The sequence below is a fragment of the Streptomyces sp. NPDC093111 genome (genome assembly GCF_040683955.1).
Lineage (GTDB): Bacteria > Actinomycetota > Actinomycetes > Streptomycetales > Streptomycetaceae > Streptomyces.
On the sequence record NZ_JBFBNW010000010.1, the window covers coordinates 205,572 to 229,182 of the forward strand.

At 71.1% G+C, this 23,611-nt stretch carries 21 protein-coding genes and 1 pseudogene; 14 read left to right on the top strand and 8 right to left on the bottom strand.

Features of this window, described 5'->3' with window-relative positions; genetic code table 11:
• The first annotated feature begins 10 nt into the window (after positions 1-10).
• The 4 genes and pseudogenes from AB0Q96_RS19480 to AB0Q96_RS19495 all read left to right on the top strand — a co-directional run.
• Positions 11-451, top strand: a complete 441-nt coding sequence (locus AB0Q96_RS19480; RefSeq protein WP_365326979.1) for a hypothetical protein — start codon at positions 11-13, stop codon at positions 449-451.
• Between the two features lie 125 nt (positions 452-576).
• Positions 577-2,112 carry a TIGR02677 family protein gene (locus AB0Q96_RS19485; protein ID WP_365326981.1) on the top strand — a complete coding sequence of 512 codons (1,536 nt, stop codon included), beginning with the start codon at positions 577-579 and terminating at the stop codon, positions 2,110-2,112.
• Positions 2,109-3,410 carry a TIGR02678 family protein gene (locus AB0Q96_RS19490; RefSeq protein WP_365326983.1) on the top strand — a complete coding sequence of 434 codons (1,302 nt, stop codon included), beginning with the start codon at positions 2,109-2,111 and terminating at the stop codon, positions 3,408-3,410. Before AB0Q96_RS19485 ends, AB0Q96_RS19490 begins: the two co-directional genes overlap by 4 nt.
• Positions 3,407-4,312 (top strand): annotated as a pseudogene (locus AB0Q96_RS19495) (TIGR02680 family protein); the annotation flags it as partial. The gene AB0Q96_RS19490 and the pseudogene AB0Q96_RS19495, both read left to right, overlap by 4 nt.
• Positions 4,313-4,560: 248 nt before the next feature.
• On the opposite strand, the gene AB0Q96_RS19500 reads toward AB0Q96_RS19495, so the two are convergent.
• Complete coding sequence (locus AB0Q96_RS19500) at positions 4,561-5,565, bottom strand: superoxide dismutase (protein ID WP_365326985.1); 1,005 nt, start codon at positions 5,563-5,565, stop codon at positions 4,561-4,563.
• A 287-nt stretch (positions 5,566-5,852) separates the two neighbouring features.
• Between AB0Q96_RS19500 and AB0Q96_RS19505 the strand changes: the two genes are divergently transcribed.
• Genes AB0Q96_RS19505 through AB0Q96_RS19520 form a run of 4 tightly spaced genes read left to right on the top strand, consistent with a single transcriptional unit; the run spans position 5,853 to position 9,619 of the window.
• Complete coding sequence (locus AB0Q96_RS19505) at positions 5,853-7,118, top strand: beta-ketoacyl-[acyl-carrier-protein] synthase family protein (protein WP_365326987.1); 1,266 nt, start codon at positions 5,853-5,855, stop codon at positions 7,116-7,118.
• Positions 7,115-8,341: a ketosynthase chain-length factor gene (locus AB0Q96_RS19510; protein WP_365326989.1), complete on the top strand. Its 1,227-nt coding sequence runs from the start codon at positions 7,115-7,117 to the stop codon at positions 8,339-8,341. Before AB0Q96_RS19505 ends, AB0Q96_RS19510 begins: the two co-directional genes overlap by 4 nt.
• A 41-nt stretch (positions 8,342-8,382) precedes the next feature.
• The gene (locus tag AB0Q96_RS19515) at positions 8,383-8,631 is read left to right on the top strand and encodes an acyl carrier protein (protein ID WP_103493718.1); all 249 of its coding nucleotides are present in this window, start codon (positions 8,383-8,385) and stop codon (positions 8,629-8,631) included.
• A gap of 34 nt (positions 8,632-8,665) precedes the next feature.
• A complete protein-coding gene (locus AB0Q96_RS19520) occupies positions 8,666-9,619 on the top strand; it encodes an aromatase/cyclase (RefSeq protein WP_365326991.1) in 954 nt (317 codons plus the stop codon).
• Between the two features lie 41 nt (positions 9,620-9,660).
• Here AB0Q96_RS19520 and AB0Q96_RS19525 read toward each other — a convergent pair whose 3' ends face one another.
• Genes AB0Q96_RS19525 through AB0Q96_RS19535 form a run of 3 tightly spaced genes read right to left on the bottom strand, consistent with a single transcriptional unit; the run spans position 9,661 to position 12,248 of the window.
• A complete protein-coding gene (locus AB0Q96_RS19525; protein ID WP_365326993.1) occupies positions 9,661-10,689 on the bottom strand; it encodes an LLM class flavin-dependent oxidoreductase in 1,029 nt (342 codons plus the stop codon).
• 27 nt (positions 10,690-10,716) lie between these two features.
• Positions 10,717-11,463, bottom strand: a complete 747-nt coding sequence (locus AB0Q96_RS19530) for an SDR family oxidoreductase (RefSeq protein ID WP_365326995.1) — start codon at positions 11,461-11,463, stop codon at positions 10,717-10,719.
• The gene (locus AB0Q96_RS19535) at positions 11,463-12,248 is read right to left on the bottom strand and encodes an SDR family NAD(P)-dependent oxidoreductase (RefSeq protein ID WP_365326997.1); all 786 of its coding nucleotides are present in this window, start codon (positions 12,246-12,248) and stop codon (positions 11,463-11,465) included. The genes AB0Q96_RS19530 and AB0Q96_RS19535 overlap by 1 nt, the downstream gene beginning before the upstream one ends.
• Positions 12,249-12,409: 161 nt before the next feature.
• Here AB0Q96_RS19535 and AB0Q96_RS19540 point away from each other — a divergent pair, with 161 nt between their 5' ends.
• Positions 12,410-12,838, top strand: a complete 429-nt coding sequence (locus AB0Q96_RS19540) for a nuclear transport factor 2 family protein (protein WP_365326999.1) — start codon at positions 12,410-12,412, stop codon at positions 12,836-12,838.
• A gap of 59 nt (positions 12,839-12,897) precedes the next feature.
• On the opposite strand, the gene AB0Q96_RS19545 is transcribed toward AB0Q96_RS19540, so the two are convergent.
• On the bottom strand, positions 12,898-13,806 hold the full coding sequence (locus AB0Q96_RS19545; RefSeq protein ID WP_365327001.1) for a nitroreductase/quinone reductase family protein: 909 nt from the start codon (positions 13,804-13,806) through the stop codon (positions 12,898-12,900).
• Between the two features lie 498 nt (positions 13,807-14,304).
• Here AB0Q96_RS19545 and AB0Q96_RS19550 point away from each other — a divergent pair, with 498 nt between their 5' ends.
• From AB0Q96_RS19550 to AB0Q96_RS19560, 3 genes are all read left to right on the top strand, one after another.
• Positions 14,305-15,432: an acyl-CoA dehydrogenase family protein gene (locus AB0Q96_RS19550; protein ID WP_365327003.1), complete on the top strand. Its 1,128-nt coding sequence runs from the start codon at positions 14,305-14,307 to the stop codon at positions 15,430-15,432.
• A 149-nt stretch (positions 15,433-15,581) separates the two neighbouring features.
• Positions 15,582-16,322 carry an AfsR/SARP family transcriptional regulator gene (locus tag AB0Q96_RS19555; protein WP_365327005.1) on the top strand — a complete coding sequence of 247 codons (741 nt, stop codon included), beginning with the start codon at positions 15,582-15,584 and terminating at the stop codon, positions 16,320-16,322.
• A 121-nt stretch (positions 16,323-16,443) separates the two neighbouring features.
• A complete protein-coding gene (locus AB0Q96_RS19560) occupies positions 16,444-17,388 on the top strand; it encodes an MBL fold metallo-hydrolase (protein WP_365327007.1) in 945 nt (314 codons plus the stop codon).
• Positions 17,389-17,464: 76 nt separating this feature from the next.
• Here the strand turns inward: AB0Q96_RS19560 and AB0Q96_RS19565 are convergent, their stop codons facing one another.
• The 3 genes from AB0Q96_RS19565 to AB0Q96_RS19575 are packed head-to-tail and all read right to left on the bottom strand — an operon-like array spanning position 17,465 to position 20,887.
• Positions 17,465-18,235, bottom strand: coding sequence for a TylF/MycF family methyltransferase (locus AB0Q96_RS19565; protein WP_365327008.1), 771 nt, complete (start codon positions 18,233-18,235; stop codon positions 17,465-17,467).
• Positions 18,236-18,282: 47 nt separating this feature from the next.
• On the bottom strand, positions 18,283-19,725 hold the full coding sequence (locus tag AB0Q96_RS19570; protein WP_365327010.1) for a nucleotide disphospho-sugar-binding domain-containing protein: 1,443 nt from the start codon (positions 19,723-19,725) through the stop codon (positions 18,283-18,285).
• Positions 19,706-20,887: a serine hydrolase domain-containing protein gene (locus AB0Q96_RS19575; RefSeq protein WP_365327012.1), complete on the bottom strand. Its 1,182-nt coding sequence runs from the start codon at positions 20,885-20,887 to the stop codon at positions 19,706-19,708. The genes AB0Q96_RS19570 and AB0Q96_RS19575 overlap by 20 nt, the downstream gene beginning before the upstream one ends.
• A gap of 225 nt (positions 20,888-21,112) precedes the next feature.
• Here AB0Q96_RS19575 and AB0Q96_RS19580 point away from each other — a divergent pair, with 225 nt between their 5' ends.
• Both AB0Q96_RS19580 and AB0Q96_RS19585 read left to right on the top strand, forming a co-directional pair.
• Positions 21,113-22,471, top strand: coding sequence for an NDP-hexose 2,3-dehydratase family protein (locus tag AB0Q96_RS19580; protein ID WP_365327014.1), 1,359 nt, complete (start codon positions 21,113-21,115; stop codon positions 22,469-22,471).
• Positions 22,468-23,592: a DegT/DnrJ/EryC1/StrS family aminotransferase gene (locus AB0Q96_RS19585; RefSeq protein WP_365327016.1), complete on the top strand. Its 1,125-nt coding sequence runs from the start codon at positions 22,468-22,470 to the stop codon at positions 23,590-23,592. Before AB0Q96_RS19580 ends, AB0Q96_RS19585 begins: the two co-directional genes overlap by 4 nt.
• Positions 23,593-23,611 lie beyond the last annotated feature (19 nt).

Here is a 23,611-nt window from a genome sequence, read left to right on the forward strand (position 1 = left end):
TACGGAGGCGGTGGAACAGGCCGTTCAGTCCGCCGAACTCCTCCACGCCCAGGAGGAGATGCGGGAAGCGGTCGGCGTACCGGAACCGAAGGGAGGCGCGGCGACGGCAGTGGCCGTCGCACATCTGGGCGGGCTGTTCGAGGGCCTGTCCGGGGTGATCCGTCACGCCTTCGACCGGACCCGGGACTACGACGGCAATCTATCCAGCGGTCCGCTCCAAGGCCTCTCTGAGATCGTGCAGAACGCTGAGGACCTCGGAGATTCCGGAGTACGCCTGCTCACCAGGGACAGGGATCTCCTCGCCGGAACGGTGCCGGGCACCGTGCGGATCATCCTGGAGCCACTGAAGCACCTGTCCTACCGGACAAGTGGCAACGTGCTGGTCTCCGGCATCCGAAGTGCGCAGAGCCTTGCCTACCCGTTCGAAAGCACGGAGCAGGCCTCGTCATGACAGCTATCACAACGATGACAGCAAACCGAGGCCGGGACCCGGGGCAGCCCCCTACCGTGGAGATCGAAGTGCCGCAGGGGTGGCGGCGGAGGGGACGTACCAGCATGCGCAGGGTTCCGCCGTAGATGTTCCGGTTCACCACGGGGGAGGCGGCCGACTTGAACGGGGCCGTGCTCGAGGCTTTCGGGGTGGCCGGCGAGCACCTGGAGACCGCGCTCGGGCTCGACGGCGTACGGGAGCGGCTGCGTGCGGTGGGCTGGGTCTCGGACCTCGAGGACGAGGAACTGCACGAGACGCTGAAACGGCTGGTGAAGTGGGAACTCCTCGACGTGGTCCACAACCACGCCCAGAACTACCGCACGGCCGAGGAGTACGAGCAGCGCAACCTGCACTACTCGCTGACCCGCCGGGGCGAGGCCGCGCTCGCCGGGGTGCGACACGCCCTGGAGGTGCTGGCCTCCACGGGGGCGCTGCAGACCGCGGTGCTGGAGGCGATCGCCGACCGGCTCGACGCACTGACCCTCCTGTCAGGCGAACCTGCCGCGGCCGACCGACGGATCTTCAGCACCCTGCGGGAGCTGGAGGGTCATCTGGAGGGCCTGGTGGAGAACACCAAGGCCTTCAACGGCCAGTTGCAGAGGCTGCTTCGCGCCGAAGGAGTGGATCTGGACGTGTTCCGTGAGGTGAAGGCCGCCACCGTCGCGTATCTCCAGGAGTTCCTGGTCAATCTCGACCGGCGCGGCGAGACGGTGGCCGCCGCCGTGGCCCGCGTGGAGGAGCGGGGCATCGCGGTGCTGCGTGAGCGGGCCCTGCGCGGTGCCGAGCTGCCTCCGACCCCGGGAGAGGACCCGGCAGCCGGCTGGCTGGAGAGCCGGCGGGCGCGCTGGGCGGGGCTGAGGGCCTGGTTCCTGCCGGACGACGGGGCGCGCCCCCGGATCGAGCAGCTGCACGACATCGCCCGGCGCGCCATCGTCTCCCTCCTGCAGGTGCTGGAGCGGATCAACGAGTCCCGGCGCCGCCCCTCCAGCGCCGTACAGGACTTCCGGGAGCTCGCGCGCTGGTTCGCTGCGGCTCCCGACGAGGAGGACCTGCACCGGCTGTGGTCGGCCGCCTTCGGCCTCGGCCCGGCCCGCCATGCCCACCTCGCCCACCCGGACCCGGAGCTGATCCCCTCGTCCCACTCCTGGTCCGAGGCGCCGCCGGTACAGGTGTCGGCCCTGCTGAGGACCAGCGGACGGACCGAACGCTTCACTCGCACGGCCACGGTGCGGGACGTTGCGGCGGTCAGGGCGGAACGCGCCGAGCGGGCCCGGGCGGAGCGAGCGGAGCTGGCACGCGCCTGGCAGGCGCTGGAGACGGACGGCCCGGTACGGCTCTCCTCTTTCAGCACCCTCGACCCCGCGGCCTTCGACCGTCTCCTCGACCTGCTGGGCCGGGCGCTGGCCGCCCGGCCGGACGCGGGTGGCCGGCGACGGGCCACGACCGGCGACGGCCGGGTGGAGGTGGCGCTGTCGCCGCCCCCAGACGGGCGCACCGCCGTACTGCGTACCGTGCAGGGGACGATGGCAGGACCGGACTACGTCATCCACGTCACGGCCGTAGGCGGGGCGATCGCCTTCCCGGCAGTCCGCGCCGCCACGGGGCAGGAGGCCGCAGGATGAGCACCCTCGCCAACCAACTGGCCTCCGCCGAACGGGAGGAGGTCGCCCGTGCCATCCGCCTCCTTCTGGCCCGCCCGCTGCTCACCGAGGCAGCCGACCCGACCGGTTTCGATCTGGTGCGCCGCCGCCGTGACCCGCTGGCTCGTTGGTTCGACTACACCTGCGGCTGGAATCTGGGCGTGGAGCCCCGCCGGGGCTACGCCCGCCTCACCAAGGTCCGCGTCAACCCCGACGGCTCCCGCCCCGCTCGCCGGGCGCGTTCCGGCCGGGCCCCGTTCGACCGCCGACGGTACGTCCTGCTGTGCGTGACCGCCGCGGAGCTGCTGTCGATGCCGATGACGACCATCGGCATGCTCGCCGACCGCGTCGTCCAGGCCATGGCGGCCGACCGCGCGCTGGCGGGGTTCGACCCGGTCCGCCGGCCGGAGCGCATGGCGTTCGTCCACGTCCTGAAGCTGCTGGAGTCGTACGACGTGCTGCGTGTGGTGGACGGCACGACCGAGACGTACGTCGACTCCGTGGAGGCGAAGGTCCTCTACCGCGTGGACAACACACTGCTCATGCGGCTGCCCGCCGCACCGGTCGGCGCCTCCCGGCTCGCCGTGCCTCCGGAGGAGGTGCCCGCGCGGTTCGAGGAACTCCTCGCCGACCTGGTCAGGGAGCGCCGCTACGGAGGCGCTTCTGCCGACGATACGCACGCCGAGACCGCCGCGACCACGGACGCCCAACGCAACCTGCGGCTGCGCCATTCGGTGCTGCGCCGCCTCTTCGACGATCCCGTGCTCTACCGGACCGACCTCGCCGACGACGAGCTCGCTTATGTCACTTCCTTGACCGGCCGCCAGATCCTGCGCCGCTCTGTCGAACAGGCCGGTTTCCTCCTGGAGGAACGGGCGGAGGGCTTTCTCCTCGTCGACCCGGACGCCATCGCCACCGACGTCCGCTTCCCCGACGACACCTCCACAGCCCGAGTCGCCGCGCTACTCCTCCTCGCACCGCTCTGCGCCACGCCCGCAGGCCTGCTGCCCGAGCAGCTGGCCGAGGCCGGAGCAGAGCTGCTGCGCCGCTTCCCGGGCTGGGCCAAGGCGTACCAGTCGGAGGAAGGCCCGGCCCGCCTTGCCGACGACGCCGTACGGATCCTGCTCGACGTCGGCCTGGCAGCCAGGGCCCGAGACCGCGTCGTCGCGCGACCGGCCGCGTACCGCTACCGCCTGACGGAGACCACCGGCCCAGCCCCGAAGAACGATCCGCTAGCCGTGACCACCGCCGGCAGCGCCGGAGAAGGAGACAAGCAGTGAGCGTGACGGAACTCCCCCTCCAGCGACGGCCCGAGGAGATCATTGAACCGTCACCCGTTCACGACGCGGACACTGGCCGCGGACGCTGGCAGCCCCATCGCGCGGGCATCCTCAACGTCTGGCGCTACTACGACGAGACCTTCACCTTCCACCAGGGTCGCCTGCTGCTGCGCGGTCAGAACGGCACCGGCAAGTCCAAGGCCCTCGAACTGCTGCTCCCCTTCCTCTTCGACGCCAGCCTCTGCCCCAACCGCCTCTCCACATTCGGCGGTTCGGAGCGCACGATGCACTGGAACCTGCTCGGCCAGGGAGCGTCCGGAAAGACCCGTGTTGGGTATGTGTGGATGGAGTTCCGCCGCGTCGGAGACGACGGCACCGAGCACTGGTTCGGCTGCGGAGCCCGCCTGCACGCGAGCGTGCACACCACCACGGCGCACGCCGACTACTTCACCACCACCGCCCGGATTGCCCACCCCGACGGGGTCCACCTCGTCAGCGACACCGGACAGCCCCTGACCAAGGCGGCCCTCACCGAAGCCCTGCGCGACCGCGGCGAGGTACATCCGTCAGCCACCGACTACCGTGCCACTGTGCGGCGCGAACTCTTCGCGGGCATGGGCGAGCAGCGGTACGAGTCCCTGCTCTCCGCCTTGCTCCAGCTCCGCCAGCCCAAGCTGTCCGAACGGCTCGACCCATCCCTCCTGTCCACCCTGCTGTCCCGCGCCCTGCCCCCGCTCGGTGAAGGAGAGATCACCGAGCTCGCCGAGGGCTTCGAGCGCCTGGACCGACAGCGGGACCACCTCGACCGGCTCGACGCCGAGGTGACGGCCGCCGAGAACGTCGCCTCCCGGCAGCGCGCCTACGCCCGTCGGGTCCTGCGGGCCGGCGCGGCAGCGCTGATCTAGCCGATGTGCTGTTGGAAGATCTCGCTGCTGCGGCTCGCCAGGAGCACCCCGCTGGCTGCCCGTGACGCTCATTTGACGCTCCAAGCGACCGAAGGGGCACTCAGTGGAGCCGTGTACCGGTGCTGACCTGCGACTATGTCGACTGCCGTTTTGCGTGACATCTTTCCGATGACCCACCATGTCGAGTGTGTCGCGATCCTTGAGCCTGCGGAAAAGGGCCGCTGACCTGCCGTTTTTACGCCCGGTCAGCAAGGGATGGGGATCGCCATCGCGTTGTACGGCGTCTGTGGAGTCGGGGGGAGAGGGAAGCGGGCGTTGGTGATGTAGAGGCGGTTTCCGTACACGTCGGCCGCGACGGGGGTGTCGAAGCGGGGGTCGGTGACCGTGCGTACCAGGCGGCCGGTGTGGCCGGTGTGGTCCAGGCGGAGGACGGCGAGGTCGGAGACCGTCGGTGCGTAGAGGGTGCTCCCTTGCGCGAGGATGCCGTTGGTCGTGGGGAGCCGGGTTTCTCCTAGGTCGACCTTCCGGGCCCGGCCCGTCGCGGGGTCCACCCGGAACAGGCTGCCTCCTCGGGCGTGGACGTTGACCACGAGGAGTGCCCTGCCGTCCGGGGTGGCCGCGATGCCCGTTGCCGTGAGTCCGTCCAGTGGGCCCTGCTCCCACTCGTCGGACAGCGGCAGTGTCACCACCCCGTCCCGTGGCGGCAGCTCGCCCTCGGGGCCTAGGGGAAGGCCGTAGAGCTGTCCTGCGAAGGCGTCGGTGAACCACGCCATGCGGGGGGTCAGGACGACGTGGTCGACGAAGGTGTCGGCGACCCCGACGTCGTATGTTCGGAGTACCTGTCCTGTGACCCCGTCCATGACGGTGACCGTCCGTCCCCAGCCTCCTGCGATGAACAGCCGCTGGCGGTCGTCGACCCGGAGGCCGGCGGCGTAGTGTCCTTCGCCGAAGCCGGGGTGGATCAGCGTCCCGTCGCCGGTGGCCAGCCGGACGCGGTAGACGCCCCCGCCGAGCAGGGAGCCGAAGTACGCGTACGGGGCGGGCCCGATGCCGATGCCCGCCGGATGGAACCCGTCCGGCAGGTGCAGGGTCGTGGGCCAGTTCTCGGTGCGTGGGCGACCGGTCCGCGCGGCGGCCGGACGCGTGCCGGTCAGCACGGCGGCGCCGAGAGCGGTGCCGATGCCGAGCAGGCGTCGGCGGTGGATGCCTGGGCCCGGGCCCCGGTCGGCGGGGGGCTGTGCGGCTCTCATCGCGTGCGCGCGTTCTATCGCCTGTCTGCTCATCATCTCCATGAGCGGCAGTCTCGTCCTGTCCGCCTGAGAGCGGCTCAAGTCCGGCCTCATCGCCTGCCCGTACCGCGCGGTGCCCTATCCGGCTTCAACCGTCGCTTGAGGTGTGCGCTGGAGCCTGGGCGTCCCGGGGGGCCACTCCCCGCGGGGGTGGCGCAGCCCGAGCGGCGCAGGCGAAAGGAACACGCTGAGATGATCTCCAAGGACCGGAGTGCTCGTCTCCGGAGGGCCCGCCCGGGGGGCCGGCCGTGACGCGCCGTGTGGTCGTCACCGGGATCGGAGTCCGCGCCCCGGGCGGAAACGGCACGAAGGAGTTCTGGGAGCTGCTGACCGCGGGACGGACGGCCACGCGCCCGATCTCCCTCTTCGACGCTTCCCCGTTCCGCTCCCGGATCGCCGGGGAAGTCGCGTTCGACCCCGTGGCCGAGGGGCTCACGCCACGTCAGATCCGCCGGATGGACCGGGCCACGCAGTTCGCCGTCGCCTGCGCCCGTGACGCCGTCGCCGACAGCGGCCTCGCGGTCGGTGAGCTCGATCCGCACCGCATCGGGGTGAGCCTGGGCACCGCGGTCGCCTCCGCCACCAGCCTGGAGCAGGAGTACCTCGTCCTCTCCGACGCGGGCCGGGAGTGGGAGGTCGACCCGGCGCACCTGTCCCCGTACATGGCCGACTACCTCAGTCCCGGCGTGATGTCGGCCGAACTCGCCTGGGAGATCGGCGCCGAGGGCCCGGTGACCCTGGTCTCCGACGGCTGCACCTCCGGCATCGACGCGGTCGGGCACGCCGCTCAGCTCATCCAGGACGGCACGATCGACGTGGCCGTCGCGGGCGCCACCGACGCCCCGATCTCACCGATCGTCGTGGCCTGCTTCGACGCGATCAAGGCGACCTCCAACCGCAACGACGACCCGGAGCACGCCTCCCGGCCCTTCGACGGCACGCGCAACGGTTTCGTGCTCGCCGAGGGCGCCGCCGTGTTCGTCCTGGAGGAGTACGAGTCCGCCCGGGCCCGCGGCGCGTCCGTCTACGCCGAGATCGGCGGATACGCGACGCGCTGCAACGCATACCACATGACCGGATTGAAGAAGGACGGACGGGAGATGGCGGAGGCCATTCGGACGGCACTGGACCTGGCACGTCTCGACCCGACGGCGGTGGACTACGTCAACGCGCACGGCTCCGGCACGAAGCAGAACGACCGCCACGAGACGGCGGCCTTCAAGCGCGCGCTCGGACCGCACGCCTACGACATCCCGGTCAGCTCGATCAAGTCGATGGTGGGGCACTCGCTCGGCGCGATCGGCTCGATCGAGATCGCCGCGTCGCTGCTGGCCATCGAGCACGGCGTGGTGCCCCCCACGGCGAACCTGCACACTCCGGACCCCGAATGCGACCTGGACTACGTGCCGTTGACCGCCCGTGAGCAGCGGGTGGGCAGCGTGCTCACGGTGGGCAGCGGCTTCGGCGGCTTCCAGAGCGCGATGGTGCTGCACACCCCGGAGCTGACCGCATGACGGCGGTCGTGGTCACCGGCCTCGGGGTGGCGGCCCCCAACGGCCTGGGCATCGACACGTACTGGAAGTCGGTCCTGGCGGGCCGGCACGGCATCGGCGAGCTGACCGGGTTCGACAGCACCTCGTATCCCGCCCGGCTGGCCGGACGGATCGAGGACTTCGACGCCGCCGAGCACCTGCCCGGCCGGCTGCTCGCGCAGACCGACGTCTCCACCCGGTACGCCCTCGTCGCCACCGACTGGGCGCTGGCCGACGCCGGTCTGGGCACCGCTCCGGAGGAACTCGCCGACTACGACATGGGGGTGGCCACCTCCACCGCCCAGGGCGGCTTCGACTTCACGCACCGGGAGTTCCGGAAGCTGTGGACGCAGGGGCCGAAGTTCGTCAGCGTCTACGAGTCCTTCGCCTGGTTCTACGCCGTGAACACCGGGCAGATCTCGATCCGCAACGTCATGCGCGGACCGGGATCGGCCGTGGTCGCCGGCCAGGCGGGCGGGCTCGACGCCCTCGGCAACGCCCGCCGGGCGGTACGGCGCGGCACCGCCCTCATGGTCGCCGGAGGGGTGGACTCGGCCCTCGACCCGTGGGGCTGGGCCTCCCAGCTCGCCGGGGGCGGGATCAGCACGGTCCCCGATCCGACCCGCGCCTACCTGCCCTTCGACGTGGACGCCTCCGGTCACGTCCCCGGCGAAGGCGGTGCCCTCCTCGTCCTGGAGGACGAGCGGTCCGCCGCGGAGCGCGGCGCGCCCCGGATCCACGGCCGGATCGCCGGTCACGCCTCGACCTTCGACCCTCCGCCGGGGTCCGGGCGTCCGCCGGGGCTGCGCCGGGCGGCGGAACTGGCGCTGGCCGACGCGGGCCTGACACCGGGCGACATCGACGTGGTGTTCGCCGACGCGTCCGGTCTGCCGGAGCAGGACCTGGCCGAGGCCCGGGCCATCGCCGGGATCTTCGGCCCGCGGGGCGTCCCGGTCACCGCCCCCAAGGCCCTCACCGGTCGACTGCACGCGGGGGGCGGCCCGTTGGACGTCGTGACCGCGCTGCTGTCCATCCGGGACGGTGTGGTCCCGATGACCCCGCACACCACGCGCGTCCCCGACGCGTACGGCCTCGATCTCGTGCTGCACGAGCCCCGTTCCCTGCCGGTCGGTGCCGCGCTGGTCCTGGCGCGGGGCAGGCACGGCTTCAACTCGGCCGTCGTCGTGACCGGGGCGAACCACTGACCGCTCGATTCCTCAGCGATAGGGAGAACACTGTGTCGATCATGAACTTCGGCGATCTGAGGCGGATCCTCGTGGCCAGTGCCGGCGAGGAGGAGGTCGCCGAACTGGACGACCGCGCCGCCGACACCGTCTTCGCGGATCTGGGCGTCGACTCGCTGGCCTTCATGGAGAGCGTGGCCGCCATCGAGCGCGAGTTCGGCGTGGAGCTGTCCGAGGAGGCGGTCGCGGAGACCCGGACCCCCCGCGAGCTGCTCGATCTGGTCAACAGCGTGTCTGCGAACGCGAGTTGAGACGCTCGGCTCATCACCCACCGGAGGAGCACCCTTGTCAGCACTGAAGCGGCATCGCGCCGAGCACCGGCTGGTCGTTCCCGCGCCCGCGGCGCAGGTGTACGCCGTGATCGCGGACGTGACCCTGTGGCCGGCGGTGTTCGGCCCCACGGTGCACGTCCGTCATCTGGAGCGCGGCGAACGCGCCGAGCGCTTCGAGATCTGGGCGACCGTCGGCGACGGGATCAGCCGGTGGACGTCCCGCCGCACCCTGGATCCGGCGGGGCTGCGGGTCACCTTCCGACAGGACCACAGCCGTCCGCCGGTCGCGTCGATGGAAGGCGAGTGGACCCTGCGGGAACTGCCCGGCGGAGGGACCGAGGTCGTCCTCGTGCACGACTTCACGGTCGTCGGCGACGATCCGGAGGCGGTCGGCTGGGTCAACGAGGTGCTGGACCGGAACAGCGAGGCGGAACTGGCGGCGCTCGCCCGGGTCGCCGGGCGGGGGCACCCCGTGGCGGACCTCGTCTTCTCCTTCACCGACCGGCTGGAGCTCGCCGGACCGGCCGCCGAGGCGTACGGGTTCGTCCGCCGTGCGGAGCTCTGGGCGGAGCGACTGCCGCACGTGGAACGCGTGCGGCTCACCGAGGACGCCCCCGGGATCCAGGACCTGGAGATGGACACGGTCACGGCCGACGGGTCGCGGCACACCACCCGGTCGGTGCGGGTCTGCCGGGACCCGGAGTGGATCGCGTACAAGCAGCGGGTGACGCCGGCGCTGCTGGCGGGCCACAGCGGCCTGTGGACGTTCTCCGACGGGCCGGACGGGCCGGTCGCCACCGCCCGGCACACGGTGGCGCTCGACCCGGACGGCCTGGAGACGGTGCTCGGCGCGGGCGCGACGGTCGCCGACGGCCGCGCGTACGTACGGGAGGCCCTCGGCCGCAACAGTCTGGCCACGCTGACGAGGGCCGCCGAGCACGCCCGGACCGTCCTCGGCCGATCGTGAGCCGGGTCCCGGCGCCGGCGGACCGCCGGCGCCGGGACCGGTCAGCCGGCCGCGCCGGAGAGTTCCAGCGCCTCGGCGGCGGCGGCGAGGATGTCCAGGCGGCCGTCCAGGGACGTGGCCGCCGCCGACACCATCACGCCGAGCGTGGTGACACCGGCGTCCGCGTAGGCGCGCATCCGCTCGGCGATCCTGGGGACCGGTCCGACCAGCGCCGTGCGGTCGATGAGCTCCGGCGGCACCGCGGCGGCCGCCCCGGCCCGGTCGCCGGCCGCGAGCCGCTCCCGCATGACGGTGATCTGGTCCCCGAACCCCATCCGGCGCGCCAGCGCGCAGTAGAAGTTCCGGTCGGGGTCACCGATGCCCAGCAGGTACACGTACTGCCCGCGCAAGGCGTCCACCGCCGTGTCCGGATCGTCGGCGATCGCGGTGGGCAGGCTGGGCAGCACCTCGAAGCCGCTCATGTCCAGACCCGCCGACCGGCGGCCGTCCCGGATCTCGGCCAGGGCGTCGGCGACCGCCTCCGGCGAGGTGAACACCCCGATCCAGCCGTCGGCGGTCTCTCCCGCGAGCCGTAGCGCGCGGGGGCCCACCGCCGCCAGGTAGACGGGGATCCGGTGGCGGGGCGGTGCGGTGAGGTGCAGCGGCGCGCCGCCGTCCACGGCGGACAGCCGGAAGTGCCTGCCCTCGAACGTCACCGGATCGCCCGTCAGCGCCCGCTGAACGATGTCGACGTACTCACGGGTGCGGGCCAGCGGTGCGTCGAAGGGCACGCCGTACCAGCCCTGCGACACATCGGGGTTGGAGACGCCGAGCCCCAGCCGGAACCGGCCGCCGCTGAGCGCGTCGAGTGTGGCGGCCGTGAGTGCCGCCATCCCCGGCGGACGGCCGGGGATCTGCATCACGCCCGAGGCCAGGGCGATCGTCGAGGTCTGCCCGGCGACCAGGCCCAGCACACTGGCGGCGTCCGAGCGGTAGCCCTCGGGGGCCAGGACCATGGCGTAGCCCAGCCGTTCTGCGGCCCGGGCCAGGTCGCCCGCTCCCTGGTAGGTCAGGTTCGCGGCAAGTCGCATGCCAACTCCTCGGCAGGGGGCGTCGTTTCAGATGAGGTGGGCGCCGCCGTCGACCAGCAGCACCTGTCCGGTCGTGTACGTGGACCCGACCAGGTCGAGGACCGCCTGGGCGACGTCCTGCGGGGTGCCGACGCGGCGCAGCGGTGTGGTCTGCCGGACCATGTCCGCGATCGGGGCGAAGAAGGGTTCGTCCCGTGTCCAGGGGGTCTCGACCAGACCGGGTGCCACGGCGTTCACGCGTACCTCCGGGCCGCAGACGTTGGCCAGCAGGCGGGTCATGTGCTCGATGGCGGCCTTGCTGACGGCGTACGGGATCGAACTGCCGGCGGGGCGGCTGCCCGCGACGGACGAGACGTTGACCACCGCTCCGTTCCCGTTCGCCCGGAGATGGGGCATCGCGGCCACGGTGGTCTGCCAGGTGCCGAAGACGTTCAGCGCGAAGACGTCGCGCCAGAGCTCCGGGGTGGCTCCCTCGAGGTCGGCGTGCGGTACCGGCCGGGTCATCCCGGCGTTGTTGACCAGGACGTCGAGCCGGCCGTACTCCTCGACGGTCCGCGCGACCAGGTGCCGGGCCTCCTCCGGCACGGAGATGTCGGCCCGTACGTAGAGCGCGTCGGGCAGGGCGGCCGCCACCTTCCGCCCGTTCTCGACGGAACGGGCGGAGTTGATCACCAGGCGGTATCCGGCGGCGGCCAGACGGCCGGCCACCGCCTCCCCGATGCCCGAGGAGGAGCCCGTGACCAGCGCGACCGGGGCGGAGTGCGGTGTGCTCATCAGTAGTTGCCCAGTCCGCCGCAGACGTTGAGCGCCTGCGCGGTGACCGCGGCGGCGTCGTCACCGACCAGGTACTCGACCATCGCCGCGACCTCGCGCGTCTCCACGTACCGCTTCAGCGGCACCCGCGTGGTGATGCGGTCGAACGCCTCGTCCGTGCTCACGTCCCAGATGGCGGCGTAGTGCTCGCGGACCCGCGCGGCCATCGGGGTCTCGACGAAGCCGGGGCACACCGCGTTCACGGTGATCCCGGTGGCGGCCAGTTCGAGGCCGAGGGCCTTGGTGAAGCCGACGACGCCGTGCTTGGAGGCGGAGTACGGGGCGGCGTGGACCACGCCCTGCTTGCCGCCGGTCGAGGCGATGTTGACGATGCGGCCGCGGCCGCGCGCGAGCATGCCGCCGGTGTTCAGGACCTCCTTCGTCATGACGAAGACGCTGTTGAGGTTGGTGTTGATGACGTCGAGCCACAGTTCGTCCGGGACCTCGGCCGTGGCGCCGCCACCGCTGCGGCCGGCGTTGTTGACCAGGATGTCCACCGGCCCGTAGCGCTCCACGGCCGCGGCCACGAACGACCGGATCTGATCGTGGTCCGCGACGTCGCAGACGCTGCCGTCCGCGTCGTACCCCCGCTCCCGGAGTTCCCGGACGCGCTCGGCCAGCTCGTCGCCCTTGCGCGCGCACAGGTAGACCCGTGCTCCCAGCCCGGCCAGACGGGTCGCGATCTCCAGCCCGATACCGCTGGTAGCTCCCGTGATCAGGGCTACGGGCTTCTTCGCCTCCGGCATGGTTCCTCCAGTTTCACCGTGAAGTGGACGTCGGTGACTCTGGCGACGCGGGCTCGAATCCGGCTGGACCACGGCATGAGCCGACGCGGTCGAGCGGCCTTCGAGCAGGGACCGGCAGCGTGAACGGGAGGAAGTGCACACCGAGCCGTCCGGAGGACCCGATGAGCGTCACCACCGTATCGACCGACCTCTACTCGGAGGTGACCCAGTTCTACGCGCATCAGATGCAGGCGCTGGACAGTGGCCGCTTCGAGGACTACGCCGCCACGTTCACCCCGGACGGCACGTTCCAGCACTCACCGCAGGCCGATCCGGCGGCCGGCCGGGAGGCGATCGTGGCGGAGCTGGTGAGGTTCCACGAGCGGTTCGCCGACGACCCGGTCCGCAGGCGCCACTGGTTCAACCACGTGGCCCTGACACCGCGGGAGGACGGTGCCTTCGACTCGACCGTGTACGCGCTGGTGGTCACGGTCCGGCCGGGCGGCAAGCCGGACATCTCCCCGAGCTGTGTCGTGCACGACGTGCTCGTGCGTGAGGAGGGCGGGGTGCTGACCCGCTCGCGCCTGGTGACGCACGACCAGGTGTTCTGAGCGGGGAGTGACGTCCGCGACCGGCGGGCCGCCCGAACGGGCGGCCCGCCGGCGCGTCGTCAGCGCCGCTCGGGCGCCGGGCCCATGGCGTTGAGGGCGGCGACGACCGTCCGCTCCTCCCACTCGAAGTGGGCCTCCAGCTCGGTGGCCAGCTCTTCGAGCCTGCTCCGGAGCTCGCGGGGATCGTTCACGCCCGGCGTGTAGCCCTCCACGAGCCGCTGGATCTCCTCGTGGAGCCGCGCCACCTTCTTGTGCTCCTCGGTGAGCTCGGTCAGTGTCGGTTCGAGCCCCGGGAACCACTGCGCGAGTACGGGGAAGCCGCCGGCGTCCTCTCCGTTGTGGTGCACCTTCAGTGCCTCGCAGAAGCTCAGGCAGTGCGTGCGCAGTTCCCGCGCCAGGTCCGGCGTGGGCCGTCGTACCTCCGCGGACTCCGAGGTGCCGTCGACGATCTCGTCCACCTGGCGCCGGAGTTCGTCCAGCTCCTGGCGCAACCAGTCGTGGATCTCGATCAGTTCGTCGCCCAGGCCCTTGACCCGATCCGCTCCCGGCACCGGCTCGACCCGGTGCAGGACGACCACGGGCAGGAGCCGTGTCGTCTTCTCCTGGTAGTCGGCGAAGCCGGGTTCGGCTTCGACCACCTGGGCGAAGAGCCTGTCGCGCTCCTCGGCGGGCGGGACGGCCGCGATGGCCTCGTACGTCTCGGTGCCCGTCTCGACGGTCACCATCGGGTTCTTGCGGATGTTGTGGAACCAGGCCGGGTGGTGGGGCGCGCCCGCCGCCGAGGCGATGACGGCGGGATGCCCTTCGAGCTCCAGATAGGCCAGGGGGTTGGTCCGGCGTCGGCCGCTCCGTGCGCCGACCGTGGTCAGCAGGACCAGTCTGGCTCCCTCGAACATGCCGCCGACTTTTCCGCGGTTGGCCCGGAACTCGGCGATGACCTGTCGTTGGAAGTTCTGGACGTCGTCCATCGTTGGGGCTTGCTGCTCGGTCACTTCGTCCTCTCGGATGCAGTCCCGTGGAACGGGGCGTTCACCCACGCGCGTACACACCTCGCCGGCACAGGGAAGGTGGAGAGTCACTCCACACGCCACACGAGGGTTCGCATTTCCACGGCACCTCAACGCCGCCGACATCTTGTCGCCGACGGCATGAAGGCTTGCGAGCACCCTATAGGCGGGGAAACCAATTCGCAACGTCGATTTTCGGTCACATTCTCACTCGAATGCGACTCGAATAATACTCGCGCAGCCCAGACGCCTCCTATCAATGATTTATGGGAAATGTCAATGTGAGTCACGCAACAGCATCGGTGGTCAAGTGTCTGTAAAGTGATGCATTCGCAAGGGGGTCGCAAGAAAGCGTTTTCCCGATATCCATCCGAAGGGGTATATGGCGCATTAGGAACCATCGGTTCGAATTTATTCCAGCCTTACTTCCAGAAGTACCCCCACAAAGTAAGGAGACAAATGGAAGGCCTTCTCTCCATGCGGACAGAGGCCGGGCCGGCCGCCGCGGACGTGGTGGCTCTCGCCGCACTCCACGCCGAAGAGGCGGAACGGCGGTGGCGCCCCGCGACCGAGGTCGTCCGCGCGGTCGCCGAGGCAGGCTTCCCCCGTCACTTCGTGCCCGCGGCATATGGCGGCACCGAGGGTTCGTTCACCGCGCTCACCGGAGCGATCGCCGAGATCGGCGCGGCCTGCCCGGCCACGGCATGGTGCGCCTCGGTCACGGCCCACCTCGCGCGGATGGCCGCGTTCCTGCCCGCCGAGGGGGCCCGGGAGGTCTGGGCGGAGGGTCCGGACGCGCTCGTCGTCGGCTCGCTCATCCCCGCGGGCCGCGCCGAATCCGTCCCCGGCGGCTGGCGTCTGACGGGCACCTGGCCCTACGTCAGCGCCGTCGACCACTCGGACTGGGCGCTGCTGTGCGCCATGGCGCCGTACCCGGAGGGCCCCCGGGCCATGGTGTTCGCCGTGCCGCGCGCCGCGTACGCGGTACGGGACACCTGGTCGGACATCGGCATGCGCGCGACCGGGAGCCATTCCCTGGTCGTCGAGGGCGTCCACGTACCGGCGCACCGGGCGATGGATCGCGACGCCCTCCTGGAGGGCCGTCCCGCCGACGCGTCGGCCCCCTGCCACACGGTCCCGCTGCGCGCGGTCAACGCGCTGTCGTTCGCCACCCCCGCGTGGGGCGCCGCCCAGGGGCTCCTGGCCCTGTGGCGGGAGCTCGTGGGACGGAAGCTCGACGGTCCGACACCCCCGCCGGCGGCGGCCCGCGGATCGTACGAGGCCGTCCTCGCGCGCGCCTCCGGGGAGATCGACTCCGCCGGCCTGCTGCTGGAGCGCGCCGCGCGGGTGGCCGATCGGGGCGGCCCGCTCAGCCCGCTGCTCACGGCCCGGAACCTGCGGGACTGCGCGCTGGCGATGGACCACCTCGTCGCCGCCACGGACCGGCTGTTCCGGTCGGCGGGCACCGGCGCCCACTCGGTCTCCGCGCCGATGCAGCGGTACTGGCGGGACATCCACTCGATGGCCTCGCACGTCGTGCTGCAGTTCGATGCCGCGGCCGGGGTCTATGCCAGAGAGGTCTGGTAAATCCGGCACCACCCTCAGAACCTGATCGGGCTCCTTTGGCGTGCCGGTCGAGAACGCTTTGTACGAGCTGAATACGGGGATTCATGCCACACCAAGCGGAAATCAATGTCCTAGGGTCGATGTCCATTCGCCTGAATGGCAAATCAATCGTGCCGACGGCTGGAAAGCCGAGGCAGCTGCTCGCCCTCCTTTCACTGCACTGCGGCCGGATTCTGCCCGTCTCCACGCTGATGGAGGAACTCTGGGGCGACGCCATTCCACGCAGTGCGTCGACCACCTTGCAGACCTACATCCTCCAGCTGCGGAGGCTGATCGCCGAGGCGTTACCTTACGAGCCGCAGCAGTCCGCCAAGGACCTGCTGGCCACCCACTTCAACGGCTACCAGATGACGCTGGCCCCCGGCGCGTTCGACTTCCGGGAGTTCGAGCGGCTCGCGCTCCTCGGTGACGCCGCGCTCGAACTCGACAATCCCCGGGACGCGTCGGTGTACCTGAACGAGGCGCTCGCCCTCTGGCGCGGCCCCGCGCTCATGGACGTGCCGAGCGGCCGGGTCCTGGCCATGGAGGTGATCGGCATGGAGGAGGCCAGGCTGCGCGTGCAGGAGCAGCGGATCATGGCGGACTTCCACCTCGGCAAGCACGGCGTGCTGATCCCCGAGCTCTCCCGGCTCGTCGCCCAGCACCCGATGCACGAGACGTTCAGCGCCCTCCTGATGATCGCCTTCCAGCGCTCCGGCGCCGGCTGGCGAGCGCTGCAGGCCTTCCAGCAGCTGCGCAGGACCCTGATACGGGAGTTGGGCGTGGAGCCCTCGGTCCGTCTGCAGAGGCTCCACCAGGCGGTGCTGTCCAACACCTCGGACGTGTCGTTGCGGGACTTCTGTGCGGCCTGAGCCCCTTCACGCACCGAACGACGGGCAGCCGAGAAGCAGAGCGGCAGAGCGGCAGAGCAGCCGAGCAGCGCAGAAGCAGAGAAGACGAGAAGCCGAGATCCGAGGAGACGAGGAGAGTCCTGTGCCTTCCCCATCAGAGACGACCGCTGCCGATCCCGAACTGACGGAGGTGGCGGACGGTGTGCTGGCCTATGTCCAGCCCGGCGGCGGCTGGTGCGTCAACAACGCGGGTGTGCTCGTCTCGGGCGAGGCGGTCGCGCTGATCGACACGGCGGCGACCGAGGCCCGGGCCCGCCGGCTGCGGACGCACGTGGTCGCGGCCGGCCGGCCGGCACCCTTCGCGCTGATCAACACGCACTCCCACGGCGACCACACCTTCGGCAACTTCGTGTTCCCCGAGGCGACGGTGTTCGCGCACGCCGGGACCAGACGGGAGATGGCCGACGTCGGGCTCCATCTCACCCAGCTGTGGCCGGACGTGGTCTGGGGTGACATCGAGCTGACGCTGCCCCAGGTCACGTACGAGGAGTCCATGACGCTGCACGTCGGGGAGCTGACCGCCGAACTGCTGCATCCGGGCCCGGCCCACTCCATCAATGACAGCGTTGTCTGGGTGCCGGAGCGACGGGTGCTCTTCACCGGGGACATCGTCATGTCCGGTATCACCCCGTTCTTCCCGCTGGGTTCGGTCGCCGGTTCGCTGCGGACCCTCGACCGGCTCCGTGCGTTCGGGGCGACCACCGTGGTCACCGGGCACGGTCCGGTCTGCGGACCGGAGGTGTTCGACGTGACGGAGGACTATCTGCGCTGGGTGCAGGACCTGGCCCGGCAGGGCGTGGCCGCGGGCCTCGCGCCGAGGGAGGTGGCGCGCGAGGCCGACCTCGGCCCGTTCGCGGAGCTGGCGGAACCCGCCCGGCTCATCCCCAACCTGCACCGCGCCTACGTCGAGGAACTCGACGCGGCACGCGGCGGGGAGGCGGACGTCAAGGCGATGGTCGACCGCATGGGCGAGATCTTCCAGGAGATGATCGACTACAACGGCGGTCCGCTCGTCTGTCACGCCTGACCGCCGGCTCCGGCACGGCGTACGCGCACGCGAACGGCCCCGTCCACACCGGTGGACGGGGCCGTTCGGCGTCGGGTCAGCGGCTGCGGCGCCAGTAGACGCTGTACGCGTCGATCTCCACCAGGGGATCCGCCTCCAGGCCCTCCTTGGCCCGGAACGCGTGCACCGCCTCCTTGCAGGACGGGATCATGTAGTCGTCGATGATGACGTAACCGCCCACCGAGAGCTTCGGGTACAGGTGGGTCAGCGCGTCCATGGTGGACTCGTAGAGGTCGCCGTCCAGCCGCAGCACGGCCAGCTGCTCGATCGGCGCGTCCGGCAGCGAGTCGCGGAACCAGCCGGGCAGGAACTCCACCTGGTCGTCGAGGAGCCCGTACCGGCGGAAGTTCTCGCGCACCGTCTCCTCGGAGACGCCGAGCACCTCGTTGAACGCGTGGAGGTTCAGCTCCCGGTCCAGCGGGTGGCTCCCCTCGCCCACCTCGGGGATCCCCTCGAAGGAGTCGGCGACCCAGACCTTGCGGTCCTCGACGCCGTACGCCTTGAGCAGCCCACGGGCGAAGACGCACACCCCGCCGCGCCACACACCGGTCTCGACGAAGTCGCCGGGAACGCCGTCCGCGATGACCTGCTTGAGGCACATCTCGACGTTGTCGAGGCGGGGCATCCCGACCATGGTGTGCGCGACGCTCGGCCAGTCCGCTCCCGAGTTGCGCGCCTCCCGGTCGTGCCCGTCCCCGCTGACCAGCGGGTTGGGGATGGCGGGGTCCTCATAGATGACGTTGACGAGAATCCTCTTGAGCAGGGACAGGTAAAGGTCGGCGGTGTCGGGCACGGTCGGAGTCTCCACGGATTGCATCCCCTGGGGTCGGCGGTGGACGGGTCGGATGGTGTGGGTCATGGACGGCGGACGGGCCGCCGGGCGAGGTCCGAGGTGACCCGCTCGACGACCTCGGCCGGGCTCGGCTGGGCGGCCATCTCGTCCCGTACCGCCGCGGCGTTACGGGCGAAGGCCGCCTCGCCGAGCAGGCGTTCGACCAGGGCGCGAAGAGCGGGGACGTCCGCTTCCCCGGGGTCGACGGAGAGGCCGACCCCGCGGTCGACGACCCGCCGGGCGCACAGCGCGTTGTCCGCGCCCTCGGGAACGATGAGCTGCGGCACCCCGTGGTGCAGGGCCGCCGCGGTGGTGCCCGAGCCGCCGTGGTGCACGACGAGCGAGCAGTCCCGGAGGATTCCCGACAGCGGGACGAACCCGGCCGGGTGGACGTTCTCGGGCAGCGGGGCGAGCAGACTCAGATCCGTCTCGCTGTCGGCGAGCACGATGTCGGCGTCCAGGCCGGACAGCGCCTCGATCAACGGGGCGAGACCGCCACCGCCGGGCAGCAGGGGGGCGATCGTGCCGAGGGTCAGACAGATCCGGGGCCGGTCGGGGCGGAGCATGGCCCAGGAGGGCAGGGTCGCGCCGCCGTTGTACGGCACGTACCGCATCGGCAGCCAGGGGACCCCGTCCTCGGCGTCCGGCTCCTCGCCGGCGAGGCCGCCCATGCTGGGGGCGCGCGGATCGACCCGGGCGAGCAGCTCGGGTTCGCGGTCGCCGAGCCCGAGCCGTGCGCGCAGGGCGACCACCACGGGGGCGTCGTCGGCCACGAGTCCGGTGCGCGCGCCGTGGTTCCCGCCGTGGTTCGCGCCGGGCCGGAACCCCTCGTCGCGCGTCGACCAGGAGACCCGGTTGCCGACCTCCAGCGCCGGTGTGTCCAGCGCCGTCGCGGCGAGCCGGCCCGCCACGTGGTCCGAGCAGTGCACGACGAGATCGGGGCGGAACGCACGGCCCGCGGCGACCGTACCCTCGGTCATGGCCAAGGTGAACAGCTCGAACGGCCGCATCGCGTCGACCAGTTCCCAGTACCCCTCCGGGGTGTCCTTGGCCTCCGGCGGCCGGCCGGCCGCACCCGCCACCAGGTCCTCGCCCACGTCCCGCTCCGGGAACACGTCCGCCACCAGCAGACCCGACTCGGCGGCGACCTTGGTCATGTAGGCGGTGGTGGCGAGCAGGACCTCGTGGCCGGCCGCTCTGGCCGCCCAGGCCAGCGGGACGATCGGCAGCATGAGCCCGTATCCGGGCGCGGACGTGAAAAGGATGCGCATCTCCGAAACCCTTCGGCGTGCTTGACGGGTGATCTCTGGAATTCGACGGGTGTCGATTGCAATGCCGATGCCGATGCCGATGCCGATGCCGATGCCGACGGCGACGGCGACGGCGACGGCGACGGCGATGTCGATATCGATGGCGGGCCGGGCGGCGCGGAATTCCTTCGGGCCTTCAGGCCCTCGCTCCGGCACTTCGGTAAACCGCCTCGACGAGCCGGGAAGCCCTTTCGTCCATGCGTCCGATCTCCGCGGATCCCGCGTTCTGGACGTAGGCGAAGGCGAGCTCCCGCTCCGGGTCGGCGAAGGTGAAGTTGCCGTTCGCGCCGCCGAGGCCGAAGGCGGTGCCCAGGCCCGCGGACGCCGGGAACAGCGGGCCGTCGGGCAGCATGACCCCGAGTCCCCAGGTGGTGGGCAGCAGGGTCGTACGACAGGTGCCGCTGGAGTGGACGGTGCGCAGCTCGCGGGCGAGCGCGGGGGTGGTCAGCCGGAACCCGTCGACCTCGCCGACGAACGAGGCGAGGAACCGGGCGAGTGAACGCGCGCTCGCCAGCCCGTCGTACGACGGGTTCTCCGTGACCGGATCGGGCGCGAGATCCAGCGCCATGCTGCCGATGGTCGCGCGGTGGCTCAGCGAGTCCGGGTCGCCGAGGGCGGTCAGGAAGGCGATCCCGTCGCCCGGGTCGGCCCCGGCCATGACCGCCTCGGCCTTGGACTCCAGCATGGTCGCCAGATGGGCCGAGGCGGGATCCGGCAGCCCGATGTAGCAGTCCAGACCGAGCGGGGCGGCGATCTCGCGGGCGAAGAACGCGCCCACGGTGAGGCCCGTCGTGCGCCGGATCAGCTCGCTCACCAGATGGCCGATGGTCGTGGCGTGGTAGCCGTGGGCGGTGTCCGGCTCCCATTCCGGCCGGGCGGCCGCCAGTGCCTCGGCGACCGGGGTGTGGGCCCGCAACGACGCCTCGGTCAGGGGGGCGTGGTCGAGACAGACCACCCCGGACCGGTGGCCGAGCACCATGCGCAGGGTGATCCCGGCCTTGCCCTCGGCGGCGAACTCCGGCCAGTGCTCGGCCACCGGCGCGTCCAGGTCCAGCACCCCACGGTCGACGAGCAGCAGGGCCGCCCCCGTGACCAGCGCCTTCGTGGGCGAGGCCAGGACGGCCAGGGTGTCCGGCCGCCACGGGTCCGTCGCCGCCTCGTCGGCGAAGCCGCCCCAGAGATCGACCACCGGCCTGCCCCGGTGGTAGACGCACACGCCGGCCCCCACCTCGGCGCCGGCGGCGAAGTTCGCGAGGAACGCGTCGCCGACCTCGGCGAAGGGCGGCTCGACCGTCCCCGCCCACGGGAAATCCTGCACGGTGCCCACCTTCCGGGTCCACGACGTCTCCCCTCCGATCATGGGGACCCCGCTCGCTGCTCACTCGAATATGGGTAAGGGCGCACTCGCGGGAAAAGGGAATTCCGCATGAGGGGGCGGGAAGGAGAGCGGTACTTCTGGCAGTATCGTGCCTTGCCGGTTTCTCGGCAGTACGCATGTCCGAAAGGGAATAGTGCACACTTTCCGCCGCAGGAGGTGACCGAATTGTTCTCCGAAATAGCGGAATTCCATGCCTGGTACCGAGAGCGGTGCCGGGCACAGGATTACCGGACGAGCAAGATCCCCATCGATGAGATCGACGGCTGGCTGACCGACCCGGACTCGGGGAACCTGGTCCATCGCACCGGCCGGTTCTTCACCGTCGAGGGCCTCGACGTGACCCGTTCCGGGCGCGCCGTGGAGTCCTGGCAGCAGCCCATCCTCGTCCAGCCGGAGCGAGGCGTGCTGGGCATCCTCGTCCGGGAGTTCGACGGCGTCCCGCACTGCCTGCTCCAGGTCAAGATGGAACCGGGCAACGTCAACGGGCTCCAGATGTCGCCCACCGTGCAGGCGACCCGGAGCAACTTCACCGGCGTGCACGGCGGCAAGCCGGTGCCGTACCTGGAGTACTTCACCGCACCGCGGCGCGGCAGGATCCTCTCCGACGTCCTCCAGTCCGAACAGGCGTCGTGGTTCCTCGCCAAGCGCAACCGCAACATGATCGTGCAGGTCGACGAGGACGTCCCCGTCCTTGACGACTTCTGCTGGCTCAGCTTCGAACAGATCGACGAGCTGCTGCGGGAGCCCAACCTCGTCAACATGGACACCCGCACGGTCCTGGCCGGCGCCGCCTCGCAGCGGTTCCGGCCGACCGACCTGACCGCCGACACCTTCCGCGGCGCGATGGCCCGCTCATGGTCCCCCGGGGAAGGCGCCCTGCACGCCACCGTCGAACTGCTCAGCTGGTTCACCGAGGCGAAGAGCCGCTGCACGCTCACCCGGGAGCGCATGCCGCTGGCGAAGCTGAGCGGCTGGTCCCGGGTGGACGGCGAACTCGTCCACGACCGCGGCCAGCACTTCGCCGTGGTCGGCGTGGACGTACGGGCCAGCCACCGGGAGGTGACCGGCTGGCAGCAACCGATGTTCCAGCCCCGCAGCCAGGGCGTCATCGGCTTCCTCACCCGGCGGATCGACGGAGTCCTGCACCTGCTGATGCAGGCCCGCACCGAGACCGGGGCGCTCGACAGCGTGGAGATGGCCCCGACGGTCCAGTGCCAGCCGGACAACTACCGCCTGCTCCCGGACGACCGCCGGCCGCTCTTCCTCGACGAGCTCCTCGGCGCACCGCCCGAGCGGGTCCGGTTCGACTGCGTCCACTCCGAGGAGGGCGGCCGCTTCTACCACGCCGAGAACCGCTACCTGCTGGTCGAGGTGGCGGACACGTTCCCCATGGAGGTCCCGCAGGACTTCGCCTGGGTGACGCTGCGCCAGCTCACCGAATTCGTGCGGTACGGCAACCACCTGAACGTGGAGGCCAGGAGCCTCCTGACGTTCTTCGGCTTCTACAAGGAGGACGAGCGGTGACCACCTACGTGTGGGACTACCTCGCCGAGTACGACGCCGAGCGCGGCGACATACTCGACGCGGTCCAGCAGGTCTTCGGCTCCGGCCGGCTGGTGCTCGGCGAGAGCGTGCACGGCTTCGAGGCCGAGTACGCCGCCTATCACGGGCTGCCGCACTGCGTCGGCGTCGACAACGGCACCAACGCCGTCCAGCTCGCCCTGGAAGCCCTCGGCATCGGCCCCGGCGACGAGGTGATCACCGTCTCCAACACCGCCGCGCCCACGGTCGTCGCCATCGACGCCGCCGGAGCCACCCCCGTCTTCGTCGACGTCCGGGCCGAGGACCACCTCATGGACACGCGCCTCGTCGAGGCCGCGATCACCCCTCGCACCAAGGCCGTCCTGCCGGTCCACCTCTACGGCCAGTGCGTGGACATGGAGCCGCTGCGGCGGATCGCCGACGCCCGCGGACTGAGCGTCGTGGAGGACTGCGCGCAGGCGCACGGCGCGCGCCACCACGGCCGGCTCGCCGGAACGATGAGCGAGGCCGCCGCCTTCTCCTTCTACCCGACGAAGGTGCTCGGCGCCTACGGGGACGGCGGCGCCGTGCTCACCGCCTCGTCCGACATCGACGCCGCCCTGCGCCGACTGCGCTACTACGGCATGGAGGACGTCTACCACGTCGAGCGGACCCCCGGACACAACAGCCGCCTCGACGAGGTGCAGGCCGAGATCCTGCGGCGCAAGCTGACCCGGCTGGACACCTACATCGCCCGGCGCCGCGAGATCGCCGACCGCTACGCCGAAGGACTCGCCGACCTCCGCGATCCCGACGGCCTGGAACTGCCGGCGGTGGCCGAGGGCAACGACCACGTCTACTACGTGTACGTCGTCAGGCACCCACGGCGCGACGAGATCATCAGGCGCCTCGCCGAAGAGCACGACATCTCGCTGAACATCAGCTATCCCTGGCCGGTGCACACCATGCGCGGCTTCGCGCACCTGGGCGTGCCACCGGGCTCCCTCCCGGTGACCGAGCTGCTCGCGCGGCGGATCTTCTCCCTCCCGATGTACCCGTCCCTGTCGGAGGGGCTCCAGGAGAAGGTGATCGCCGCGCTCCGCGACGTCCTGAGCACCCTGTGAACCCCCGAGTGAAAGGCCA

Excerpts from the sequence above, each read along its gene's own strand:
- AB0Q96_RS19510 (WP_365326989.1), top strand. The coding sequence starts at position 7,115 with ATGACGGCGGTCGTGGTCACCGGCCTCGGGGTGGCGGCCCCCAACGGC.
- AB0Q96_RS19550 (WP_365327003.1), top strand. The coding sequence starts at position 14,305 with ATGGAAGGCCTTCTCTCCATGCGGACAGAGGCCGGGCCGGCCGCCGCG.
- AB0Q96_RS19515 (WP_103493718.1), top strand. The coding sequence starts at position 8,383 with ATGAACTTCGGCGATCTGAGGCGGATCCTCGTGGCCAGTGCCGGCGAG.
- AB0Q96_RS19485 (WP_365326981.1), top strand. The coding sequence starts at position 577 with ATGTTCCGGTTCACCACGGGGGAGGCGGCCGACTTGAACGGGGCCGTG.
- AB0Q96_RS19545 (WP_365327001.1), bottom strand. The coding sequence starts at position 13,806 with ATGGACGACGTCCAGAACTTCCAACGACAGGTCATCGCCGAGTTCCGG.
- AB0Q96_RS19535 (WP_365326997.1), bottom strand. The coding sequence starts at position 12,248 with ATGCCGGAGGCGAAGAAGCCCGTAGCCCTGATCACGGGAGCTACCAGC.
- AB0Q96_RS19530 (WP_365326995.1), bottom strand. The coding sequence starts at position 11,463 with ATGAGCACACCGCACTCCGCCCCGGTCGCGCTGGTCACGGGCTCCTCC.
- AB0Q96_RS19490 (WP_365326983.1), top strand. The coding sequence starts at position 2,109 with ATGAGCACCCTCGCCAACCAACTGGCCTCCGCCGAACGGGAGGAGGTC.
- AB0Q96_RS19525 (WP_365326993.1), bottom strand. The coding sequence starts at position 10,689 with ATGCGACTTGCCGCGAACCTGACCTACCAGGGAGCGGGCGACCTGGCC.
- AB0Q96_RS19500 (WP_365326985.1), bottom strand. The coding sequence starts at position 5,565 with ATGAGAGCCGCACAGCCCCCCGCCGACCGGGGCCCGGGCCCAGGCATC.
- AB0Q96_RS19540 (WP_365326999.1), top strand. The coding sequence starts at position 12,410 with ATGAGCGTCACCACCGTATCGACCGACCTCTACTCGGAGGTGACCCAG.